Genomic DNA, 25,325 nt, shown 5'->3' with positions numbered 1-25,325 from the left:
ACTATTTAATGATAACCGTTTGTGATAATTTGTTGAATCCAGTTGTACTTTCCCAAACCCCTGTATTAGCAAAACGAATGCAATAGTCTGGTCTTTCGGATAGTTTTGAAGAACTGTCTTCAATTTTTAAAAGTAATTCGTAGGTTCCTGCTGGAATACTGGACAAACTCACCGATTCTTTTAAATTAAAAGAAACTCTTGGAACTACTTTTCGAACATCAAAGTCTAATTTTTTCTTATAAACTGTTCCATTTGCAGTCGATCTTAAAATTAGATAGGCATTTTTAGGATTATACACTGGCGCAAATCCAGTATTATTTACTATCGCATTTAATGCCAATGTTCCGTTAACCGATGCTTGTTTTGTAACACTGGAAGATGCTAATGCTAGTCTATAACCAAGCTTTCTTTCAAAATCTGTAAAACAGTTGTTATTTCTCCATTCTTGTAAAACTGGTCCATAATAATCCAGATTCAAATACGTCCATTTTAAAAGTGTCATTTCTTTTTCTGCTATGCTGCAGCTTGCAATTGGAACATCAGTTGGCGGACAGGTTTCTCCTCCAGTTGGAACGAAAAGCGCCTCGTTGCTTACGTATGTTTTTTCGGCAGTTACATTTACGTACGTTCCGTAATCATCGACACTTGCCATAAAACAATCGTTATGAAAACCTAAACGTGCTGTATTTGTCGTTCCGTAACCCACAGTGGCATCCATTGCGGTTGTTGTGGCCACAAAATCTTGTTTTATTTTTGGCGTTCTTACTTGAATTTTAATTTCTTTTGGAAACGTAGCCAAAAGTTTATCCAAGATCAATTTTTTATTTGCTGGTGTAGTAAGCTGATTGGTCGTGTAATACCATTCGCCCCACGCACCCACAAAACCAGCCTGTACAAAGGCAATTACGTCTTTGTTATCTTCAAGAATTGGTTTTAATTGGTCTAAATGTCCCGAAATAACGGCAGCCGAAGCATCTGTACCATCTTGAGCATCTGTATAAGCAAAACGCAAAACACATTTTAATCCTGACTCTCTCAAACGAGTAAAGTCGGTTTTGATAAGGTCTAACTGAGTCTGGCTTAAAGCTGAGGTTTTGAATTTTTCTAAATAATACAAACGCAGAATGAGGCTTACATTTTCTTTTTTCAGATTATTCAAAGACGCCGCTGTCATGGCTGATCCTTCAGAATTTACCTGCCAAGTGTGCATAAATCCACGTTCTGGATTTGTAAAAACTTCATTAGAAACTGTATAAGTTACTTTTTCGTCTCCACTTGTTTCTTCTTTGTTATCACCTCCATCACTCTGACAGCTGGAAGCAAAATTTAAAAAAAGAAAAAATGCTATTAATAAATGTTTCATATCCTTTATAATTAAATTATCTGATTAATACTTTTAAAATCTTTCTTAAAAAGAAATTAATTATATCCTTGGTTCTGAATAAATTTCCCTTTTCCTTCGCTTATTCTTTCTAATGAAAAAGGAAATAATGCTTTATAAGGCGCGCTTTGGCTTGCTGATCCATTTAAGGCAAGTGCGTGTTCTGTAAATTTCCCGTGTCTGATTAAATCGGAACGGTATTGCCCGTTTTCACACCAATATTCGTGAGATCTTTCTAAAAGAATCATTTCGTTAAACTTAGCTAGTGATGCATAGTTCGCCAATGTAATTTCGCTGATTTTTGCTCTCTTTCTCACGATATTAACTAAATCAATGGCTTCTTGTGTTGGCGTTCCTGTTTTGTTGGCAATAGCTTCTGCTTTCGATAATAAAACATCTGCATAACGGTACACAATTATGTCTACGGTTGTCAAAGCTGTTGTTCTGGCTGCATCTGGATCAATTTTTAACGGAATTGGTCCTAACTGCATGTAATTTGCGGGATTTTGTCTGTTGTATGTTACGCCGTCGGTTCCTGTAAATTCGGCAATAAGTGCTTCTTTACGAATATCTGTTGCTTCAAAAGAATCATAAAAAGTCCATGAACTCTGAATCGTTCCATAACCGCCGCGTCCTGGAAAGTTAGCTGGTAAAACCATTAACTGCCATTGGTTTTCGCTTGTTCCTGCATAATCTGCTGGAACTGCCCATATTACTTCTTTACTATCAACTGGCGCTTTAATATCCCACATTCCAGCGTAATCTTCTTCAAGAGCATAATAATTCATACCGATAATTGCATTGGCTTGTTCTTCAACTTCCGCCCATCTTTTTTCATGAAGGTATAATCGTATCAAAATCATTCTAGCCAATCCGCTGCTGAATCTTCCATACGCTGTTTCAGAAGGAGATTTTAAATCTGCTGCGGCATCTTTAAGATCGTTTTCAATAAAACTTACCATTTGAGTATTGGAAAGTCTTGCCAAAGGTTCTTCTTTCAAAGGATTTTGAAGGATTTCCAAAGGTGCCACTACAAGCGGACCGTACATATCAAAAAGTTCGTACGCCAATAATCCTCTTGCGCATTTAATTTCGGCAATAGCTTGTTTTTTAACCAGCTCATTTACTTTAGACTTTTCGATTCTGTCGATACTCAAAGTCATTCCGCTGATTTTATTATAAAAAGTATCGTAAAAACGTGTCACGGCAGTTGTCGTAGCTTTATAACTGTGTAAAGATGCTTCTTGCTGTACTCCATAAGGTCCTTGAAGGATTTCTGTTGTAGCATCGAGCATAAACATCAATCCATTTTCAGATGTGCTGTGAATTCCGTTTCCATAAGAACCTCTAAGCGGATAGTATGCTGAAGCCACAATAGCTTGAATATCTGCCTCTGAACTTGGAAATATACTCGGATTAATCTCATCGTAATTGATAGATTCTAAATCATCACTGCATCCTGAAAAAACAAGCAGCAGTAAAACTATTGTATAATATTTAAAATTTTTCATATCTTCTTTATTAAAACTTAAGATCAATTCCTACTGTATATGTTTTTACGTTTGGATAGGCAGCAGCATATCCGTCTGTTTCAGGATCTATACCATCATATTTGGTAATGGTAAAAAGATTTTGTCCGTCTAATCGAATCGCAGCACCCTGCATGTATTTTCCAAACCATTTTTTTGGAAGATTATAACTCAACGAAACGCTTTGTAAACGAACAAATGAAGCATCCTGCATAAAGAAATCTCCAGAACCGTATTGTGTATATCCAAAATGCGAACCCGGACGAGTATTTGTTGGATTATCCGGTGTCCATCTATTGTAAATGCTTCTAAGTGCATTTCGTCCGTTTTGTGCTACTCCAACAGCTGTTACGCCGTAAGCGAAATCCGTTTGATCGACAATTTTTCTTCCAAACATTCCATTGAATTGAAAATTAAGCTGGAAGTTTTTCCAAGTAATTGTATTTCCTAAACCAGCTACAAAATCAGGGTCAGATGATCCAAGTAATACATAATCGGCATCGTCAATTTTACCATCAGGTGCTCCTGTTCTCAAGAATACACCATTTTCATCTGTTACAGGATTTCCTGCCGCATCTCTCACAAAACCATTAAGGTCTTTAATTTTTATTTGTCCAGGATATAAATCCGGTTGTGCAGGAACTACTTCTCCAATCTGCATTACGCCATCGGCAATTTGGCTGTATTGTGCACGTACTGGATCATTATAGCTCATATAAACTGATGGTTTCCAGTCTGGAGCTCTTTCTTTCCAGTTGGTTCTAAATCTAGAATATGTAAATGTACTTTTCCAAGTAAGATTAGGATTGTTTATGTTCACTGTACTGACAGTCAACTCTAAACCTTTACTTTGTGTACTTCCTATATTGGCCCAAACAGTGTTTATTTCTTGGTAACTATTAATTGGTTTTAAAGTTAATAAATCAGAAACCACTCTATCGTATATTTCGAATGATCCCGAAACTCTTCTATTAAACAACTCAAAATCAACTCCTAAGTTTTTCTCTGTAGTAGTTTCCCATTTTAAATCAGGGTTTTCAAGTCTTGAAGGAAAAACACCAATTAAAATGGATTCATCTGGATTTAAGTACGCTGGCTGTGCGTAGAAAGCTCCAAATGCGCTTCCTCCAATTGAGGCATTACCTGTTTGTCCATAACCAAATCTAACTTTCATCTGCGAAACATAATTGTTTATTGATTTCATGAAAGATTCTTGAGAAACATCCCAACCCAATGCAATTGAAGGGAATAAACCGTATTTATTATTTTTTGCAAAAACACTCGCTCCATCACGACGAATTGTCGAAGTCAGCATGTATTTGTCTTTGTACGAATAATTAAATCTAGTAAAATAAGAGATAAAGTTATTTTCGGATTTTGAAGATGCTGTAACTTTAGTTCCAGCACCAGCATTCATATTATTCCAAAGGAAAGCATCTGTAATAAAGTTACTGTTTCCTAATGTAGCCGCTTCTGTTCTATACGTCTGCTGAGAATATCCAACCATTAAACCGAAAGTATTATCTTCCATTAATTTTGTGGTATAGTTTAATGTGAAGTCGAACAAATCATCATTTTTTTCTTGTGAATTTATGGAGGCTTTTCCGTTTTCCAAAGCGCCATACAAAGTTGTTCTTGGCAGATACGTACTTCTTTTAGAATTTCCCTGATCAAATCCAGCCTGAAATCTTGCTGTAAGTCCTGCAATTGGTTTTATTTCTGCGTAAAAGTTCGTTAACGATCTGTCGATAACACCTTCATCTGAAATGGTCAATAAAGAATAAGGATTAGGTTCTAAGGCACTATCTGGGTTTATAGGATAGTTTCCAAATTCATCAATTGCAGCAATATGAGGACCTTGCTGAATAGCTGCTCGTATAATTCCTGAATTTTCAAACTGAGCCAAATCTTGTCCTGTCACAGGATCAAATTGTCCTCCTAATTGTGAGTTTTGATTTTTGATTCGGCTTTTGGTCATGTTCATACCAAAATTGATAAAATCAGTTAATTTTTGATCGATGCTGAAATGAACGGTGCTTCTTTTTAAACCTGAATTTCGAATAACTCCTTCTTGGTTAAATAAATTTCCTGATAAAAAGTATTTTGTCGATTTTGTTCCTCCGCGCAATGAAAGGTTATTTTGCTCAATCATTCCGTCTCTTGTTACTAATCCAAGCCAGTCAGTTCCTTTTCCGGCATTTCTAATCTGCTCGTCAGAGTAAATTCTTTTGTATGGAATTCCGTTTACCGGCGCTGCATTAGCTTCTTCTAAGGTTTTTGGCGAATAAGGATACACTTTATTAATGAATTCCCAGTTTTCTCTGGCAGCATCATTTCTAAGCTGCATCCATTCTTTTAAATCCAAAACTTCATAGCTGTCATTGTATTTTTGATACGAATATGAACCTGAATAATCTACTCTCACATCGCCTTCTTTTCCTTTTTTAGTGGTAATTAAAATAACACCATTTGCTGCTCTAGCTCCATAAATGGCTGTAGAACTGGCATCTTTTAAAACCTCAATCGATTCGATATCATTAGGGTTAAAAGAATTTAAAATACTTTGGGTTCCTCCTGTATAACGATTTCCTGTTCCCGGCTGCTGCAAGTTGGTAACTGGAAATCCGTCAATAACAATTAAAGGATCATTACTGGCATTAATAGAACCTGCACCACGAATTTGAATGTTAAATCCACCTCCTGGCTGTGCACTATTTTGGGCTATCTGCAAACCGGCAACTTTACCTTGAAGTCCCGTTAAAACAGATGGTGCCGAAGATAAAGTAAGTGTTTCTCCTTTTACAGAAGAAATAGCTCCTAATACGTTTTTCTTTTTCTGAGTTCCATAACCTACTATTACCACCTCATTCAACGTTTTTGATGCTGGAACCATCGAAACTTTAATATTGGTTTGATTGGCAATCAAAACTTCTTTATTGTCATATCCTACATATGAAAACACTAAAGCTTCTGTTGTAGAAGGAACCACAATGGTAAAAGTTCCGTCAAAATCTGTTGTTGTACCTCTTGGAGAACCTTTTGGTAAAATAGTTACTCCAATCATTGGCTGTCCTAATTCGTCTAAAACAACACCTTTTATAATGATATCGGCTTCTGATTTTTTATTTATAATTTCTGATTTTTCGCTGCTGTCTGACGATGATGCGGCGTTTACTTTGAAAACAGAAACTACCAGACATAAAATAGTTATGATTGCTTTTAAACTGAATTTTATTTCCTGATAGTTACCGTACAGTAACTTGTTATTTTTTTTCATATTATTTTGGTTAGTTAAATGATTAATGAAAAACAAACTTTGTGTGTCTAAAAAATTGGTTAGATTTTTTATTTCATTCACAAAGTGAAGAGTTCGGTTTATGTCTTTTTTGATGTCATAATTTTTTTCATTGGTTTTTGTTTTTGTTCGGTTATTTTTTTTGATATTCTTTTTTCAGTTTCTTTTTCTCACTTAAAATCAACTGATTATTTTCTTTTTGTTTTAAAATCTCACTTCCGTTTTTTGGCTTTTAAAGTGTCATGTTTTGTACTTCGAAAACGGATAAAAAAAAGCTTTTTTTCTACTTACTTATGGCTAAACTAAATAATAATTTTTAATAAACAATGGCAAAACCGAAAAAATGTGTTCGTGCACATGAAAAAAGTGTTTTCGAGCACATTTTTTAAAAAAAGTATTACTAAATTCATACCTATTTTAAAATTATAACCTGTAAGAATTCAAACATTTATCAAAAAAAATTAATTATATTTTTAAAATCAATTGAAAATATTTGATATTCATTTAATTATAAAAATCAACAAAGTATCCTTTTTAGTAGATTTTATTGATCTTTTGCTTCGATTTTTAAATATATTTTTAATAGAAATTCTTCGTCAAATCTTACAATAATGCTTCTATTTCAACTATGAATTTTGAGGCTAAATCATCTGCTTTTTTCTGCGAAATACTTTCGGTATAAATCCTCACGATTGGTTCGGTATTCGACTTACGCAAATGCACCCATTCGTTTTCAAAATCAATCTTAACGCCATCGATACAATTTGGTTTTTCATTGCTGAATTTCTCAGTTAATTTTGTCAAGATCTCATCAACGTTTATATCTGGAGTCAGTTCAATTTTACTTTTACTCATAAAATATTCTGGGTAACTTTCTCTAAGTTTTTTACACGAAATTTTAAGATTCGCTAAATGAGATAAAAATAAGGCAATACCAACCAACGAATCCCTTCCATAATGCGATTCTGGATAAATGATTCCGCCGTTTCCTTCTCCTCCAATAATGGCATTGGTAGTTTTCATTAATTCAACCACATTTACTTCTCCAACTGCACTGGCTTCATAAGCTCCGCCATGTTTTTGAGTAATATCGCGTAAAGCGCGCGATGATGATAAATTTGAAACGGTATTTCCTTTTGTTTTTCCTAAAACATAATCAGCGCAGGCAACCAATGTATATTCTTCGCCAAACATAGAACCATCTTCGCAAATTATGGCCAAGCGGTCTACATCTGGATCTACCACGATTCCAAAATCAGCTTTTTCTGTAACGACCAATTCTGAAATATCCGTTAAATGTTCTTTTAAAGGCTCTGGATTATGTGGAAAATGTCCATTTGGTTCACAATATAATTGTATGCATTCTACTCCCAATTTTTCAAGCAAAGCAGGAACTGCAATACCTCCCGTTGAATTAACGGCATCAACAACAACTTTAAAACCTGCTTTTTTAATGGCTTCGTTATCAACCAAAGGCAGTTTTAAAACTTCATCAATGTGTCGGTTTATATATCCTTCTTTCTTTTCATATTTCCCTAAATCATCAACTTCAGCAAATAAGAAATTTTCATCTTCGGCAATATTTAGGATTTTCTCACCTTCAACTGCGTTCAAAAACTCGCCTTTCTCATTTAATAATTTTAAAGCATTCCATTGTTTGGGATTATGACTTGCTGTAATTATAATGCCGCCATCGGCTTTGTCAAGAGTTACGGCAACTTCAACAGTTGGAGTTGTCGACAAACCAATATCGATTACGTTTATTCCTAATCCGGTAAGTGTATTGGCAACCAGATTGCTGATCATTTCACCAGAAATTCGGGCATCTCTACCAATAATTACGGTTAATGATTCATTTGAGTTTTCGCTTTTAAGCCACATTCCATAAGCTGCGGCAAATTTCACCGCATTTACCGGAGTTAAATTTTCATTGACAACCCCGCCAATTGTGCCTCGTATTCCTGAAATTGATTTTATTAATGCCATTTTTGTATAATATTTATGCTGTGAAAAATTTAACCGCAAAGTGCGCAAAGTCTTTACGCAAAGCTCGCTAAGTAGTTTTTTTCTAGTTTAATTTTCAATTCAAAGTCCGCAAATCGATATGTAAGCTAAGTACAGTTTTTAAAAATCTATCTAATCCTTTTAATCTGTGGCAAAAACTCTAACCCCTTTTTATTAAACTTAGAATCTTAGCATCTCAGAACCTTAGAACCTTCTTAGTAATGCCATCTCACAAATGCTTCCATTGCTGCATAGCTCGATAGTCCCATTTGCTGGTAAACAATTGCGGTTTCGCGGTTTCTGTCTTCGGCTCTCTGCCAGAACTCTCTTGAATCAGTTCCCTGGAAAACAACACCGTCTTTCTGAGACTGGTGTTTGAAGATTCCGTGGCGTTTTGCCAGAACCTGGTCGGGACTCATCGGAACTGCCATTTCAACTTCGTCAATCCCCCATTCCTGCCAAGCACCTCGGTATAACCATAACCAGCAGTCATTCATGAATTCTTTCGGCTTCAGTTTTTTAACCGACTCAAAAACCGCATCAAGGCAGACTTTATGCGTGCCGTGCGGATCTGCTAAATCTCCTGCCGCATAAATCTGGTGCGGTTTGATTTTTTCAATCAGATCCATCGTAATCTGGATATCTTCCTGCCCGATTGGTTTCTTCTCGATGGTTCCTGTTTCATAAAAAGGAAGTTCCATAAAATGGATCTGTTCATCAGGAAGCCCCACAAAATGGCTCGTTGCCCTAGCCTCTCCTTTTCTGATCAGTCCTTTTATATAGCGGACTTCAGGAATATCAATCTCGCTGTTCTTTTTGTTTTCTAAAAAAGTCTGTGCTTTTTTGTAGATATTGTCGGCTTCCCCGCTTTTAATCCCGAATTTTTCGTTGTAGTCAATCACGAATCTGGCAAAACGGAGCGCTTCATCATCGGCAACTGCAATATTTCCAGATGTCTGGTACGCTACATGCACTTCATGCCCCTGCTCCTGCAGACGCATAAAGGTTCCTCCCATGCTGATAATATCATCATCTGGGTGCGGACTGAAAATCAGAACACGTTTTTTTGCAGGCTCTGCTCTTTCAGGACGGTTGGTATCGTCTGCATTGGGTTTTCCGCCCGGCCAGCCCGTAATGGTATTCTGCAGTTTATTGAATATTTTGATATTGATATCGTAAGCCGGACCTGAATCTGCCAGCAGATCGCTCATTCCGTTTTCGATATAATCGGCATCGGTAAGCATTAAAATTGGTTTTTTAAGGTCTAATGCCAGACCTAAAACCGCTTTTCTGGTCAGTTTATCCGTCCAGACAATTTTCTCCACCAGCCACGGTTTGTTGATTCTGGTAAGTTTTGAAGAAGCTTCTTTATCCAGAATAAAAACAGCATTATCATGTTCCTGTAAAAATGAAGCCGGAACTCTGTTCGTTACTTCATCTTCAACTGATCTTTTAACAATATTCGCTTTTCCTTCTCCCCAGGCTAGTAAAATCACTCTTTTCGCTTCCATGATTTTTTTCACGCCGAGTGTGATTGCCGTTCTCGGCGTATTGTTCAATCCGAAGAAATCTTTGCTTGCCGCCACTCTTGTGATATGGTCCAGAGCCACCAGACGTGTTTTTGAGTTCTGGAGCGATCCCGACTCATTAAAACCAATGTGCCCGTTTCCTCCGATTCCCAGAATCTGCAGATCGATTCCGCCCAGTTCTTCGATTTTGGCTTCGTACTCATGGCAGTAATCCGCGATCTGTTCTTTGGTTAAAAGTCCGTCCGGGATATGGCAGTTTTCAGGTAAAATATCGACATGGTCAAACAGAAGCTCTTTCATAAAACGGACGTAGCTGTTGATTGAGTTCGGCTCCATCGGATAGTATTCGTCCAGATTAAAACTGATTACGTTTTTGAAACTAAGGCCTTCTTCTTTATGAAGACGAACCAGTTCGGCATAGAGTCCTTTTGGGGAAGATCCTGTTGCCAGACCTAAAATACACGGTTTGTTTTCTTTTTGTTTTGACTGGATTAAAGCGGCAATTTCCTGCGCAACAGCTTTTGAAGCCTCACCCGAATTTTCAAATACAACCGTATTGATGTTTTCGAAGCGTTTTTCAAATCCTGTCGCTTTGTCTATTTTACTTTTTAACATGATATAGTTTTTTATTTTAATGTTTTTATGCGTTTGAAAAAGGCATAAGTTGAGTTGAGCATGTTCAAATACCAGATTTGAATGCTTTAAAATTGTTTTATAAATGAAATGTTATTTTATATAAACGTTGTCAATTTGTAGCTTTACCAGCTTCTGTATTTATGTCCTTTGAATGCAAAAAAGATAATTACGAGATAAGCGGGAATTAATATTGAATATGCCAATTGATTACCGCTTTTTGCTGTTTCAACAATTCCGGAGGCTTCATTTGATGCATTAATAGTATCTGCAAGCATTCCGTATAATAAAGGAAAAACAGCTCCGCCAATGATTCCCATAATTAGAATTGCGCCTCCAATTTTTGTAAATCCACCCAAATCCTGAAGTGCCATCGGCCAGATTGCAGGCCAGCAAAGTGCATTTGCTAATCCGAGTAAGGCCACTAAAATAATCACTAGTGGTAATTGCGGAAGTCCCGGCAGTTCGATCATAATTTTTGGAGAGAGAATAACGATTAAGCCCACCAAAATGAGTCCTAAAAATCCCGAAACTTTTAAAGCAAAAACCTGTGAAACGTATTTTGGAATCAGAGTAATTCCCAATATATAACCAATAACCATAAAAGTCATTGTAAACGAAGTCAGTTTTAAATAAAAAGATCCGCTTTCACCATAAACTCCCAATTGTTTTCCGAAACCTCCAATAGAATCTCCAGCTAAAACCTCAGCCGCGATATAGACCATCAAAGTAATTACTCCAAAAACCAACTGCGGATGCTGGAATGCTTTTTTGATTTGTTTGAAAATACTCAAATGTTCTGCCTGACCTTCATCATCTAAATTAATTTCAGGAAGTGGTGAATATTTTACCAAAACTGCCAGAAAGAGCATAATTGCTGCCATATAAATATAAGGCGTCTGTAATTGTAAAGCCAGCGAATCTAAAGCGGTTTCTTTTTCTACAGAAGTCATTACAGCAATTTTATCTGCTGAATAATCGCCGATATTGGATAAAACCAAAGAGGTTAATAATAACGGAGCCAGAAATCCTGCCAATTTATTTGCAATTCCTAAAACACTGATTCTGGCGGCTGCACTTTCGCGAGGACCAATAACCACTACATACGGATTTGAAGCGGTTTGTAAAACAGCTAAACCGGTTCCCATAACAAATAAAGCGGCTAAAAACAGTGGAAAAGTTCTTGCTGCGGCTGCAGGATAAAAAAGCAATGCTCCTGCTGCAATTACTAATAAACCTAACGAAATACCGTTTTTGTATCCTACTTTTTCAATTAAAAATGAAGATGGAATTGCCATTACAAAATAAGCAATGTAAAAAGCAAAAGTTACAAAGTAAGATTGCGATTCGGTTAGTTCGCAGGCTAATTTAAAAAATGGAATCAGCGGTCCGTTTAACCAGGTTACGAATCCAAAAATAAAAAACAATGAGGTTAAAATAACCATCGGAATCAAAGTGCTGTTTTGCTCTTTTTTTAATGTAAAATCTATTTGTGACATAATCTGGTTGGTTTTTGGTTACTGTTGAATTTTATTTGCTGATTAATTGCTGATGATAAAAGGTGATGGTTTCTTCTAAAGCAGCATCAATCGAGTAATCGGGTTTAAAACCTAATTGATTGAATTTTTCAGGATCTGCTTTAGAGTGTTTGATATCTCCGGGTCTTTCCTCTAGAAATTTTATCTGAGATTTTGAATTGGTAATTTTTATGATTTTTTCGGCTAATTCTAAAACCGATGTACTGTGTCCTAAAGCGACATTGTAGGTTTCATTTCCTTTTTGCGAAGCCAGAATATTTGCTTTTACAACATCTTTCACATAAATAAAATCTCTGGTTTGCGAACCGTCTCCATAAATGGTAATGGGTTCGTTTTGAAGTGCTTTATTAATAAAAATAGGCACTGCCGCCGCATAAGCTGATTCTGGATTCTGACGCGGACCAAAGACATTAAAATATCGCAAAGAGGCGGTTTGAAGCTGATATTGATCGAGATACATTTTTAAATAATATTCGCCGTCCAGTTTTGTAATCGCATAAGGCGTCATAGGTTCTGGAAACATGGTTTCCACTTTTGGTAAAACAGGATTATTGCCATAATTCGCCGCCGAAGTAGAAAGCACAACTTTACAGTGTGGATTGTTTTTTGCTGCTTCCAAAATATTAATGGTTCCAATTGTATTGATTTCGATACATTCTTTAATTTTCAATAACGATTCTGGAACACTTACCAAAGCTGCAAGATGAAAAACACCACTTGCTCCACTGATTACTTCATTGACTAAATTCTCATCGCGGATGTCTCCTTTTACAAATTCTACATTCAAATTTTCGAGATTATGTTCAAATCCCGTTCTAAGGCTATCATATACCATAACCTGATGTCCTTGATTTGATAAATGTTCTGCAATATGACTTCCTATAAAACCGGCACCTCCGGTAATTACATATTTTTTCATTCTTTTTATTTTAATGTTCCAATGAAATTCAAATTGTAATCTTCCATTTCTGTAAATTGTTCCGAAAGACTTTCAATTAGCTTAAACTGATTTTTTGAACGATCCAGATTGTGTTCTGGATATTCTGTTTTATAATACACATCGTCGTTTAAGAAATCTGTTAGAAAACGAAGTGCCATTATAAAAGTCATTGTTTTGGCGCCAAGTGGTAAATATTTAATTTCGAGCGTAGAAAGTGAAGAATTCGTTTTCTCCAAAAATCCTTTTACATAGGCTTTGTAAAATTGCAGGTTGAAATTTACCTTTTCTAGATTTTTTTCATCTTCTGCCGCTGTGTTACAAATGGTTCTGATGGCATCACCAAAATCATAATGAATAATTCCCGGCATAACCGTATCAGTATCAATTACACAAAGTCCTTTTTTGTTAGTGTCAAAAAGTGCGTTTGAAATTTTGGTGTCATTATGCGTAACTCTCAGTTTGATTTTTTTGGCATCTTTTAAGTTTTGTAAAATATGCATTTCTTCTTTTAAATCTACTACGAGTTTAATGAGGTCTTTTGCCTGCTCAATTCTTTGTCCAGAAGCTTCTTTCATTGCGGTATCAAACTGAGAATAACGAAAAGCCATGTTATGAAAATTAGGAATTACTTCTGTTAGTTTTCTGGCATCAAAATCACTGGTAAGATTTAGAAATTCGCCAAATAATTTTCCGCCTTCGTATGCAATTTCTTCATTGTTTACGGTTTCAAAAGTCAAACTTCCTTCAATATAAACCATTACGTTCCAGAAATTCCCTTCTTGATCCTGATAATAAAAAATACCTTTTTTGGTTCCAACAAAGGTTAAAACACGACGTTTGAGTTCGTCTTCGGGTAAATCTTTTAATTTTCGAAGCAAATGTTTACTTACACTTACTTTATTCGCGATAAGACCTGGAACATCTTTAAAAACGCCGTCGTTAATTCGCTGTAAAATGAACTGTCTATCACTTTCGGTGGTTACGAGATACGTGTCATTAATATGACCGGAAGACAGTTCTTCAAAAGTTCTAAAGACCTCTATATGGTCAAACTTTTCGAAAATAAATTGTAATTGTTCCGCTGTCATATTACCAAAGATTAGTTGGATAAACGTTTTGAGCTCTTAACTTTTCAATTTCTTTTTTTACTATTTCTTTGTCTTCTTTATACGTTACTCCAAACCATTTTGCATTGGACTGAAGTACTTCTACAGAGGCATTATCTGATTTTAAAATTTCATTTACGACAGATGTAATAAAGAATTCCGCTTTTAAATCGTTTTCATTTTCTTTTAAAAATTCTTCAAAAAGAGCACCTCCAAACTCAAAACATTTTGGAGTAAAGCCCCAGAAGTTCATTGAAACAATTGTATTTTCATCAATTGGAATAAATTCTCCTTTATCGTCTTTACGCATCAATCTTCCGTCAATTTTTTCGATATGGGTGCGTTCCGTAACATCGGTCAGATAATTGTTTTCATCCACCTGACATTCTCCTCTTGAAACAAAACCGTGATCTGAAACGGTGTTTTTAAGCAGATATGCCATCATATTAAAGTTGTATGATTCTTTGTCCATTTCCGTTAAGGCTTTTGCCATGATTTCAAAGGCTTCTTTTCCGTAAAAATCATCGGCGTTGATGATGGCGAAATTTTCGGTTACCTCATCTTTTGCCATCAAAAGTGCGTGGCCAGTTCCCCAAGGTTTTTTTCTTTCAGGATTTAAGTATTGAGGCGGCACATTTTCTATTTCCTGAAAAACATAACCCACTTCGGCTTTGCCTTCTAATTTTTTATTAAAAATCTCTTTGCATTCTTCTTCTATATTTTTACTGATGATAAATACAAATTTTCCAAAACCTGCCTGCAATGCATCATATATCGAAAAATCCATAATTGTATCTCCTTCTGGGGTAAATGTATCTAATTGTTTTAATCCACCATATCGACTTCCAATACCTGCCGCCAAGATCACGAGTGTAGGTTTACTTTTGCTCATTTAAATTGTATATTAAATTGATTATTATTTTTTGTTTTTGGTTATTTTTCTTTTTTTCCGACCTCTGAAAAAAACTCTAAAAATTTCAAAACTTAATATTTTAGAAATTTCTCTTATAAATCGAAAAATAAATATTAATCTGACAATTTTTAAGTTAATATAATAGACTATATGATTAATATTCGGCTAAAGTATATATTAATATCATATAAAAAAAGAAAAAACTGTTAAAATGTGCTCGAACACAATAAAAATGTTTTCGAACACATATCATTTATTATTTTCTGATATTCGATTTTTATATATATTTGTTTTTATATGGAAAAGATTTATACAATTAAGGATATAGCAGAACTTGCAGGTGTTTCAAAAGGAACTGTAGACCGCGTTTTGCACAAAAGAGGAAAAGTATCTGAAGATGCCTTAAAAAGAGTAAATGAAGTGTTGGATAAGATTGACTATCAGCCTAATGTATTGGCACGTAGTTTAAAGAAAACCCAGATTTACTCGATTTGTGTTTTGCTTCCTGATTCTGCTAACGACCCATATTGGCAGCCTTGTATTGATGGTATAAATGAAGCCAAAAAAGAGTTTAAATCTTTTAATGTAAAAGTTGAGATTTTTCTTTTTGATCCCACAAGTACTTCTTCGTTTGTAGAAACGAACCAAAATGTGCTAAACAGTGCTCCAGATGCTGTTTTATTGGTTCCGCTATTTCATAAAGAAGCTATCGATGCTATCGAAACTTATAATTCTAAAGGTATTATTTCGAGTATTTTTAATAACCAGCTTAAGTCCAGCGCTATAAAAAGCTTTGTGGGACAGGATTTGTTTCAAAGCGGAAGAATCGCTGCGAGATTACTGGATTTGCTGATTCAAAAAGGTACAATCGCAATTGTTCATATTGATGAAGATTACGAGAATGCCATTCACATGCAGGAAAAAGAAAGAGGTTTTAGAAATTATTTTGATACGATTGAAAAAGGAAAGTTTGAAATCAAGACTTTTAAAGTAAAACATCCGCAATTTAAAAGCACTTTAAAAGAGTTCTTGGAAGAAAACCCTGCTATTAAAGGGCTTTTTGTGACGACTTCAAAAGCGTATCAGGTCGCTAAAATTATTGCCAAGAAACCCGAAAATAAAATCGCACTTGTAGGTTATGATTTGTTAGAAAACAATCTTGAATACTTGAACAATAAAACGATTGATTTTTTAATTCATCAAAATCCAAAAAGACAGGCTTATCTGGGAGTTACCAATTTGATTGAACATTTTATTTTTGAGAAAGAAATTAGTGCGGAAAAACTGCTTCCCATTGACATTATCAATACTGAAAACGCAAAAGATTACATTCTATAATTAAGGCTCAAGTAATGTTAAAGTTCCAAAAGAACTTGCGATGTGAAAATTTGGAGTTTCGGTATTAGGGTTTACCCAAGAAATCCAAATAGGTTCGTACGTTTCATCTTCTTGTTTTATGTATTTTGCTCTGTAAAATCCAGTTTCAATTACGCTGTTGTTCAGCAGGTTCAATTCTTTTAAAGATTGAATAGTTATGGCGATTTCGACTGTAAAATAATGTTCATTTATATTCGATTTCACCATTAAATGGTTTTCAGGCCAATTCCATCCGAAATCAAATTTCTTTTCAGCATAAGCAATGAAATCCATAATTCTGGGATCAGGATCGATTTCTAAACAATAATATGGATTGAGTGAGGCATTTTCTCTGAAAAAAATCTCAACACGATCCGAATTATTTATACTGTCAATTGTATCTTTTTTTCTTTCGATATGCACTTCATTATCATATACTTTATAACAAAAAAAGATCCTTTCGGAATCCCATATTGAACGAAGCTCTATTTTCTTGATTTCCTGATTATCCCAAGGCGAAATAAAATCAGTTAATACATTTGCTTTTTCCCAAAGCGGATCATCTCCTAAACCATTGATTTGCAAAGTATTTTTATCAACAAAATTCACATTGTAATTCTTCATTCTGGAAACATATTTTATTAAAAAGAGCAGAAGACTATAAACCTCCTGCTCTTAAAGTTTTTATTTAAAGTATATTTTATTGTTACTGATTTCATTATCAGCATTAATTTGAAGAATAACCAATTGTGAATTTGCCTTCAAATCTGATATATTAATTTTTGCATTGTCAACCGAATTGAATTGTCCTCTTGCCAAAACAATTCCGTTCAAATCTGATATTGAATAACTTGCATAGTTAACTACTTTTCCAAAATTGATATTTATCTCTTCAGATGCTGGGTTTGGATAAACTGAGAAAGTAGTAACACTTTCTTCCGCTGTTACAGCAGTTGCTGCTTTTTTGGCTGTTGAACCTGTCTGAAGTTCTGAGCATCCAATATCGATACGGCCATTTCTTTTTCGAATATCATCATCAAAATCTAAAGTTCCAGAATACGTTGAATTGTATGTAGGATCTCCTTTATCAGCAGCAAAAGCACCTGTAGTCAATGTAAAATCAAAAATTGATGCATTAACAAAACCTGGCAATCCCACAACCGAGTTTACATCTTGTCCGGTTGCTGTTGCAAACTGCGCTGGATTATACGATCCGGTTGTTGAGCTTCCGTTAAAACTTGTGCCCGTTAGATCGATGATAAAGTCTGTATTTCCTTCTCTGTAAAATAAGTTGTAATCTGAAACAAAGCTCGAAATTGTATATCCGTAAGAAGCTAAAAGTGCTTTCTTACCAGTTGTCGCATAAAGAATATTATTCTTGAAGGTTATTCCTGAGCTATTTTGAAAATGTACTTCTCCTCCATAAATATCTGCAATTGTTCCTACTGCAACGCCATTAATGGTCGTAACGCCATTTATAACGGCTCCAGTTCTGTTTTTATAAAAAGTATTGTTGTAGATTTTCGTATTGGCTACACTTGTCGTATAACCGCTTCCTATAACTCCTCCAAAAATGGCTCCTGTTACAACATTATTGTAAACTGAGTTATTGTTTATAATATGACCTGTAGAAACTCCACCATTTCCTGTAGAAGTATTCTGCTCGGCACCAACTGCAAGTCCAACACCGCAGTTGTAAACCTCATTTCTTTCCACTGTACAGTTAAGAGCACCATCAATATAAATTCCGGCACTATTGGCAACAGCGCTCATGCAATCAAAAACTTCATTTGATGCAATTACACCATTTCTAGCCTGATTGTTAGCCGAAGCTCCTGTTGACAAATAATTTCCTGCGGCAACAATACCAATGTTTGCAATATCGTAAACTGTATTTTTTGAAACTGAAAATCCATTTACATTCCCGGTAACAGTTACAGCTTCTCCCCAGCCTGTGGCACAATTTGCCACTTCATTATTCTCAATTTTCACATTGGTAATGGCGTAAGTTCCGTTTCCTCCGTCTACTTTAATTGCATTTGCTACAATGCCGCTGTTGGCTGGGATTGAAGAAAGATTATTACTGATCCACCCGATATTCTTAACTACAGAGTTTTTAACGGTAATATTATTCAAATTAGACGTTGCGCCTGAGTTGGCTAAAATCCAGATTCCTTTACTTCCGTTTCCTATTTTATTTATAATAGTCAAACCGTCGATGGTAACATCGCTTGTATTTACAATTCCTAAAACATAGGTATCAGTACTTGTCCATCCCGAAGCATTGATGGTTACAGCTCCAGATCCGCTTTTTTGGATCGTTAATGGTTTCCCAACATAAATTGGCCCTGTTACAGGATAAGTTCCCGAAAGTACCAAAACAGTTCCGCCTGATGGCGCAGCCTGAACTCCTTTTACAATAGTTTTATACGGAAGAGCAGCTGTTCCAGTTCCAGTTGTATCGTTTCCGGTTGTTGAAACGTAGGTTTGGGAAAATCCTTGTAAAAAGCAAAACAAAATAAAAAAAGTAATTTTTTCAATTTTCATAATTTTAAATTTTGGGTTAACATTAAAAAAAATTATATAAAATATTGCAATATTTACATATGTAGAATAAGTTCCAATCTGCTTTTTTCGAGGTATAAAAAATGCTTTTGAAAACTTATTTGAAACTAAAGTAAATAATGTTTTCAAAAAAACAAGTTTAAAAAACAAAAAATGTGTTCGAACACATGATTTTTAGATATTTGAAATACTTTACTTACAGTTTTTATATATAGACTCAATTATTTCAAAATGTGCTTGAACACATTTAAGATTAATACTATAATTACATACAAGCTGTTAAAACGGTATAATAAAAAAAGACGCCAATATGGCGTCTTTTTTAAAATGAAATTGTTATCGTATTATGCTTTCAAGTCAAATCTGTCAAGATTCATAACTTTAGTCCATACGGCAATAAAGTCAGTTACAAATTTTTCATGTGCATCTGCTGAAGCATATACTTCTGCTATTGCTCTTAATTCTGAATTTGAACCAAAAACTAGATCGGCACGGGTTCCTATCCATTTTGGCTGTCCAGTGTTTCTATCGTTTCCTGTATAAAGCTCTTTATCATTAGAAACTGATTGCCACTGAGTGTTCATATCCAAAAGATTAATAAAGAAATCATTTGTTAAACGACCCGGTCTATTGGTAAATACACCATTTTTACTTCCATCTGCATTAATATCTAAAACACGAAGTCCTCCTAAAAGCACGGTTAATTCTGGTGCAGTAAGCTTTAATAAATTAGCTTTGTCAATAAGCAGTTCTTCGGTTAAAACTGGTGATTTTGTTTTTCTGTAATTTCTGAAACCATCTACTTTTGGTTCCAAATATCCAAACGATTCAACATCTGTTTGTTCTTGAGATGCATCCATACGTCCAGGTGAAAACGGCACTTCAACTGAAGCTCCTGCATCTTTAGCCGCTTTTTCAACAGCAGCTGAACCTGCTAGAACTATCAAGTCGGCCAAAGAAACTTTTTTTCCACCACTCTGTGAAGCATTAAATTCATTCTGAATTGCTTCTAACTTATCTAAAACTATTTTTAATGAAGCAGGATTATTTACTTCCCAATCTTTCTGAGGCGCAAGTCTAATACGTCCTCCATTGGCACCGCCTCGTTTATCAGATCCTCTAAAGGTTGAAGCTGAAGCCCATGCTGTAGCAACTAACTGAGAAATCGTTAATCCTGTATTTAGTATTTTTTCTTTCAATTGAGCAACATCTTGAGCATCTACTAGTATATGATTTACTTCTGGAATAGGGTCTTGCCACAATAGTTCTTCTGCTGGTACTTCAGGCCCTAAATATAGAGCGCGAGGTCCCATATCACGATGTGTCAATTTAAACCATGCTCTAGCAAAGGCATCTGCAAACTGGTCTGGATTTTCTAAAAAGCGACGGGATATTTTCTCGTAAGCTGGATCTAATCGTAATGATAAATCCGTAGTAAGCATTGTTGGCAGGTGTTTTTTGTTGGCATCAAAAGCATCTGGAATAATTGCTTCAGCATTTTTTGCGACCCATTGATGCGCACCCGCAGGACTTTTAGAAAGTTCCCATTCAAAACCAAATAAGTTTTCAAAAAAGTTATTACTCCACTGCGTTGGTGTTTTGGTCCAAGTAACTTCAAGTCCGCTGGTAATAGCATCTGGACCTTTTCCAGAACCGTAACTATTTTTCCATCCGAATCCTTGTAATTCTAATCCAGCTGCTTCAGGCTCTGCATCTACGTGATCAGAAGAAGCTGCTCCGTGTGTTTTACCAAATGTATGCCCTCCAGCAATTAAGGCGACTGTTTCTTCATCATTCATTGCCATTCGTCCAAAAGTATCTCTAATATCTCTTGCGGCAGCAATAGGATCTGGATTTCCATCTGGTCCTTCTGGATTTACATATATAAGTCCCATCTGCACTGCTGCAAGTGGTTTTTCAAGATTTCTACTGTGAATATCTCCATCTGCATCATCATCTGAAGAAACCACTCCATGATCTTTTGGTACTCCTTCAGAACCATCTTTATAACGTTCGTCGCCTCCTAACCATGTTGTTTCAGATCCCCAGTATACAGATTCGTCAGCTTCCCAAACATCGGCACGTCCTCCAGCAAAACCAAATGTTTTAAAACCCATTGATTCTAAAGCAACATTTCCAGTTAAAATCATTAGATCTGCCCAAGAAATTTTTTGTCCATACTTTTGTTTTATTGGCCAAAGTAATCTTCTGGCTTTATCCAAACTGACATTATCAGGCCAGCTATTAAGAGGTGCAAATCGCTGCTGCCCCGCTCCTGCTCCGCCTCGCCCGTCGTGCACTCTATAAGTACCGGCACTATGCCAAGCCATTCTTATAAAAAGTCCTCCGTAGTGACCAAAATCAGCAGGCCACCAATCTTGCGAATCAGTCATAAGAGCATGTAAATCTTTCTTTACTGCTTCAAGATCTAGACTTTTGAAAGCTTCTGCATAATCAAAATCCTTATTCAACGGGTTTGACAATGACGAATTTTGTCTCAGGATATTTACTTTTAATTGTTTAGGCCACCAGTCACGATTTTTTGTGCCTGAAGCTGCTTGCTTGTCCATGCTCCCATTATGAAAAGGGCATTTGCTGATGTCATTTGATTGATTATCCATAGTTGAAAATTTTTATTTTTTACTAAATTACAAACTAATGAAAATGAAGATATACGATCTGAATCATAAATATTTCTTACAGAATAGATAAAATCTATACCAAGAACTTTTTACAACATAAATTATTTATAATTACGCCACAACAAAAGAAAGACTATAAAAACAAGTAACAATCTCATATTGTGGAATTTTAATCGTATAAATTTAATAAAAAGAATCTTTCTATTTCTATAATTACTGCTTCTTTATAATTATAAATGTGTTGCTGATTTTTAATTGTAGTACGCGAGTTTTTTTGGTTTTGAAGTTCTCTTTTAATCTTCAATAGTAATTATACAGGTTATTTATCTTTTTAAGATTTCTATTTTTTAAAATATAAATTTTTAAGATTTAAAACAAATAAATCTCACATCCAATACTTTTGGTACCCATAAATCGTATTTTATTACTCCTTATAAGACTCATTATTAATCATTTTTGCAGACGTTAATCACTAATCTATTTTATCCACAATTGCCGTGATTTTCACCACTAACTAATTATTTAACCAAAAATGAAAACCAAAAATGACAAATCTTATTAGGATTAAAAAAGATCCTGATTGCAAATCCCGCTTCAATTTGAAAAAGAAAATAACCATACTTTGTGTATTGTTTTCTTTATCTCAGGCTGATGTCTATGCAATTAGTTCAGAGAGCTCAACCAGCCCAAAAAATGTACTAGAACAAAAAACCATCAACGGGCAGGTTAATGATGAAAATGGTATGCCGCTGCCAGGTGTAACTATTTTAGAAAAAGGAAGTAAAAATGCTGCCTTAACAGATTTTGACGGAAAATTTACTTTAAAAGTAGCGCAAGAAAATGCGGTACTTGTAATCTCTTTTTTAGGGTATGAAACAAAAGAGATTACGTTAAAAGGAGAATCTTCCATTACTGTAAAAATGCAAAGAGCTACAGCTTCACTAGACGAGGTAGTGGTTGTAGGATATGGTAAAATGAAGAAAAAAGACCTAACAGGATCTATCGTTCAGGTTACGCCCGATAAACTCGCAAATCAAAATCCGCAGACGGTTCAGGATATCTTAAGAGGTGTTCCGGGTGTAAGGGTTGGTTATGATCCGAGTGCGAAAGGCGGAGGAAGTTTACAAATCCGCGGGCAGACTTCTGTTTATAATCCTGATGGTGCAAATCATAATTCGCCCCTTATTATTTTAGATGGAATGCAGTTTTATGGTGAACTTTCAGAAATTAATCCAGACGATATCGGACAGATCGATATTTTAAAAGATGCATCGGCAACATCAGTATATGGTTCTAAAGCAGCTGCGGGAGTTATTGTTATTTCAACCAAAAAAGGAAAGAAAGGTAAACCTGTTATCAATGTGAGCATTAACACTACGATTAATACTAAAAGTGCTTACCGCAACGTATATTCTCCTGAAGGATATTTGAAATTTCGTGAAGATTGGGAAACTGCCGCAACGTATGGCGGAAATACTGCAACGGGCGAATACGGACCTTATATGGTAGGTCAGGTGGGTAAAGTTGGCTATTTTTCAAACCCTGAAGATTTAGGAAAATATGGCATTACGCAAGAACAATGGTTGGCATATCAGCCGGCTAATTTAACTCAAGGCAAAAGTTTAAAAGAAGTGTGGGGACTTCGCTTAGGTATCGACACTGCGCTTATGCCGAACTTTCTAGATAATAAAACACACGATTGGAGTAACAGTACTTTTAGAACCGGAATAAATCGTGATAGCAATATGAGTGTTTCTGGAGCTGGCGACAACGTAAATTATTATTTATCTGTTGGATATTTAGATGCACAAGGAGCTATTGTGGGAGATGATTTTTCACAAGTCCGCGCCAATATGAAAGTGGATAGTAAAATTGCGAGCTGGCTTGACATTGGAGCCAATATTAATTTTCAAGATCGTACCGATGGAAATATCATGCCTTCTTTAGGTACTGAATCTGGACAAAATAATATGATGAGAACGAGTCCATTTGGAAATTTTAGAGATGAAAATGGCAACTATGAGAGGCAGCCAATGGGTAAAAATATTTCAGGGCAGAATTATAACTATTATTACGATCGCCAGTTTATGGAGAAAGAAACTGGTTATACTACTTTCAATACCATTTTTACTACAAAGGTAACTCTTCCGCTTGGCATCACGTATTCATTTAATATAGCGCCTCGTTATCAATTTTTCCATGACCGTTATTTTGAATCGACTGCCAATCCAAACTGGGCGGCAGCTACGCATGGCGTAAACAGAAATAGTTCTACACGATTTGATTACAACTTAAATAATACATTAGCGTGGGATTATACAATTGCTGCCAAACATCATATTGTAGCAACTTTTGTTCAGGAAGCCGAAGAACGTCGTTATTGGTCAGATGGAATGACTGCAAACAATATTCAGCCTTCAGATGCTTTAGGATTCCACAATGTCGCAAATGCAACCATGGCGAATAGTTCGCTTAGAGCCAATGATACTCATGAAACGGCAGATGCATTAATGGCGAGACTTTTCTATTCGTATGACAATCGTTATATGCTAACAGCAAGTATTCGTCGTGATGGATATTCAGCATTTGGGGCTTCAAATCCTTATGCGATATTCCCTTCTCTGGCATTTGCATGGAGTTTTAAAAATGAAAAATGGCTCAATTGGGAACCTTTAAGTACTGGAAAGTTACGATTATCGTGGGGAACAAACGGAAATAGATCACTTGAAAACCCATACCTGTCTTTGGCAAACTTAGGATCAGGAAGTGGTGCGACGATGGGATATATAAGTACTACCGGAACGCCTTGGGAAGTGAAATATTTAGCCCTTGACCGTATGGCAAATCCAAATCTGGAATGGGAAAAAACCGAAGCAACGAATATTGGACTTGATTTTGGTTTCTTAAATGATCGTATTACAGGTACCATAGACGTTTACAAAATGCTTACTCATGATATGATTATGAATCAGCGTTTACCCGGTTTTTCTGGATTTTCATCTATCACCACAAATCTTGGAGAAGTACAAAATCAAGGTATTGAAATTAGTCTTAGCACTCTAAACATGAAGCGCCCGAATTTTGAATGGCGTACTACAGCTGGTTTTGCTTACAACAAAAACACTATTAAGTCATTGTATGGCAATATGGAAGATGTTAAAGATGCTAATGGCAATGTAGTAGGCAGAAAGGAATCTGATGACAAAACTAATGGATGGTTTATTGGCAGACCGATCTCTCAAATCTGGGATTATAAGGTAATTGGAATCTGGCAGAAAGATGAATGGCAGGAAGCTTTAAAATATGGACAGCGTCCTGGTGATCCAAAAGTGGAAAACAGTTATACGGGAGATGACAAAGCCGATGGCACACCCGTTTATAACGAAAAAGACAAACAGTTTTTAGGGGTAAGAACTCCTCCTATTAATGCATCGCTACGTAATGAATTTAAGATTTATAAAAACTGGGATTTAGCGATTGATACCTACGCTAACCTTGGACACAAATCGCTTAGTAATACGTATATGAACAATTTTAACGCAAGCAGTTTGTATAAATTCAATTTCAATTCATTTGTAAATCCGTATTGGACAGTAGATAATCCTACTAACGATTGGGCTCGTCTTGATGCAAAAGGACCAGCCGGAGCTGGAACGCAAAGATTGTATGACCGCAGTTTTATTCGTGTTGCCAATATTTCATTGGCGTATTCTTTACCAAAAGATTTAATAGAACGCATACACATCAGAAATCTAAAAATTTATGCTTCGGTTCAAAACGCAGCAACATGGTCTGCTTCTAAAGAATGGAAATATTTTGGTGATCCTGAAACAGGTGGACTGGCTACCAGAATGTTTAATTTAGGACTTAACGTATCACTTTAAAAAATATCAA

The 25,325-nt window shown here is 35.6% G+C and carries 14 protein-coding genes; 2 read left to right on the top strand and 12 right to left on the bottom strand.

Going from position 1 to position 25,325, the window contains the following annotated elements; translation table 11 throughout:
* Position 1 precedes the first annotated feature (1 nt).
* From J0383_RS19120 to J0383_RS19080, 9 genes are all read right to left on the bottom strand, one after another.
* Complete coding sequence (locus tag J0383_RS19120; RefSeq protein ID WP_207295558.1) at positions 2-1,363, bottom strand: DUF4832 domain-containing protein; 1,362 nt, start codon at positions 1,361-1,363, stop codon at positions 2-4.
* A gap of 56 nt (positions 1,364-1,419) precedes the next feature.
* Complete coding sequence (locus tag J0383_RS19115; protein ID WP_207295557.1) at positions 1,420-2,892, bottom strand: RagB/SusD family nutrient uptake outer membrane protein; 1,473 nt, start codon at positions 2,890-2,892, stop codon at positions 1,420-1,422.
* Positions 2,893-2,902: 10 nt separating this feature from the next.
* Positions 2,903-6,187: a SusC/RagA family TonB-linked outer membrane protein gene (locus J0383_RS19110; RefSeq protein WP_207295556.1), complete on the bottom strand. Its 3,285-nt coding sequence runs from the start codon at positions 6,185-6,187 to the stop codon at positions 2,903-2,905.
* Between the two features lie 621 nt (positions 6,188-6,808).
* Complete coding sequence (gene glmM / locus J0383_RS19105) at positions 6,809-8,191, bottom strand: phosphoglucosamine mutase (protein WP_207295555.1); 1,383 nt, start codon at positions 8,189-8,191, stop codon at positions 6,809-6,811.
* Positions 8,192-8,424: 233 nt separating this feature from the next.
* On the bottom strand, positions 8,425-10,353 hold the full coding sequence (gene nagB, locus J0383_RS19100; protein ID WP_207295554.1) for a glucosamine-6-phosphate deaminase: 1,929 nt from the start codon (positions 10,351-10,353) through the stop codon (positions 8,425-8,427).
* A 143-nt stretch (positions 10,354-10,496) separates the two neighbouring features.
* Positions 10,497-11,870, bottom strand: a complete 1,374-nt coding sequence (locus J0383_RS19095) for a sugar MFS transporter (protein ID WP_239023102.1) — start codon at positions 11,868-11,870, stop codon at positions 10,497-10,499.
* 31 nt (positions 11,871-11,901) lie between these two features.
* A complete protein-coding gene (locus J0383_RS19090) occupies positions 11,902-12,828 on the bottom strand; it encodes an NAD-dependent epimerase/dehydratase family protein (RefSeq protein ID WP_207295553.1) in 927 nt (308 codons plus the stop codon).
* A 5-nt stretch (positions 12,829-12,833) separates the two neighbouring features.
* Positions 12,834-13,937, bottom strand: a complete 1,104-nt coding sequence (locus J0383_RS19085) for a phosphotransferase enzyme family protein (RefSeq protein ID WP_207295552.1) — start codon at positions 13,935-13,937, stop codon at positions 12,834-12,836.
* 1 nt (position 13,938) lies between these two features.
* Positions 13,939-14,847: a sugar phosphate nucleotidyltransferase gene (locus tag J0383_RS19080; protein ID WP_207295551.1), complete on the bottom strand. Its 909-nt coding sequence runs from the start codon at positions 14,845-14,847 to the stop codon at positions 13,939-13,941.
* A gap of 318 nt (positions 14,848-15,165) precedes the next feature.
* On the opposite strand from J0383_RS19080, the gene J0383_RS19075 reads away from it, so the two are divergent.
* Positions 15,166-16,206 (top strand): LacI family DNA-binding transcriptional regulator, encoded by a 1,041-nt coding sequence (locus tag J0383_RS19075; RefSeq protein ID WP_207295550.1) that lies wholly within the window; start codon positions 15,166-15,168, stop codon positions 16,204-16,206.
* Here J0383_RS19075 and J0383_RS19070 read toward each other — a convergent pair whose 3' ends face one another.
* The 3 genes from J0383_RS19070 to katG form a co-directional block, all read right to left on the bottom strand.
* Complete coding sequence (locus J0383_RS19070) at positions 16,207-16,848, bottom strand: sugar-binding protein (protein ID WP_207295549.1); 642 nt, start codon at positions 16,846-16,848, stop codon at positions 16,207-16,209.
* A gap of 60 nt (positions 16,849-16,908) precedes the next feature.
* Positions 16,909-18,771, bottom strand: coding sequence for a right-handed parallel beta-helix repeat-containing protein (locus tag J0383_RS19065; RefSeq protein WP_207295548.1), 1,863 nt, complete (start codon positions 18,769-18,771; stop codon positions 16,909-16,911).
* A gap of 362 nt (positions 18,772-19,133) precedes the next feature.
* Entirely contained in the window at positions 19,134-21,410 is a 2,277-nt protein-coding gene (katG, locus tag J0383_RS19060) for a catalase/peroxidase HPI (protein WP_207295547.1), read from the bottom strand.
* Positions 21,411-21,976: 566 nt separating this feature from the next.
* On the opposite strand from katG, the gene J0383_RS19055 reads away from it, so the two are divergent.
* The gene (locus tag J0383_RS19055; protein ID WP_207295546.1) at positions 21,977-25,315 is read left to right on the top strand and encodes a SusC/RagA family TonB-linked outer membrane protein; all 3,339 of its coding nucleotides are present in this window, start codon (positions 21,977-21,979) and stop codon (positions 25,313-25,315) included.
* Positions 25,316-25,325: the final 10 nt, after the last annotated feature.

The organism is Flavobacterium endoglycinae (genome assembly GCF_017352115.1).
Lineage (GTDB): Bacteria > Bacteroidota > Bacteroidia > Flavobacteriales > Flavobacteriaceae > Flavobacterium > Flavobacterium endoglycinae.
This window is presented reverse-complemented; position numbering and strand designations above follow the sequence as displayed.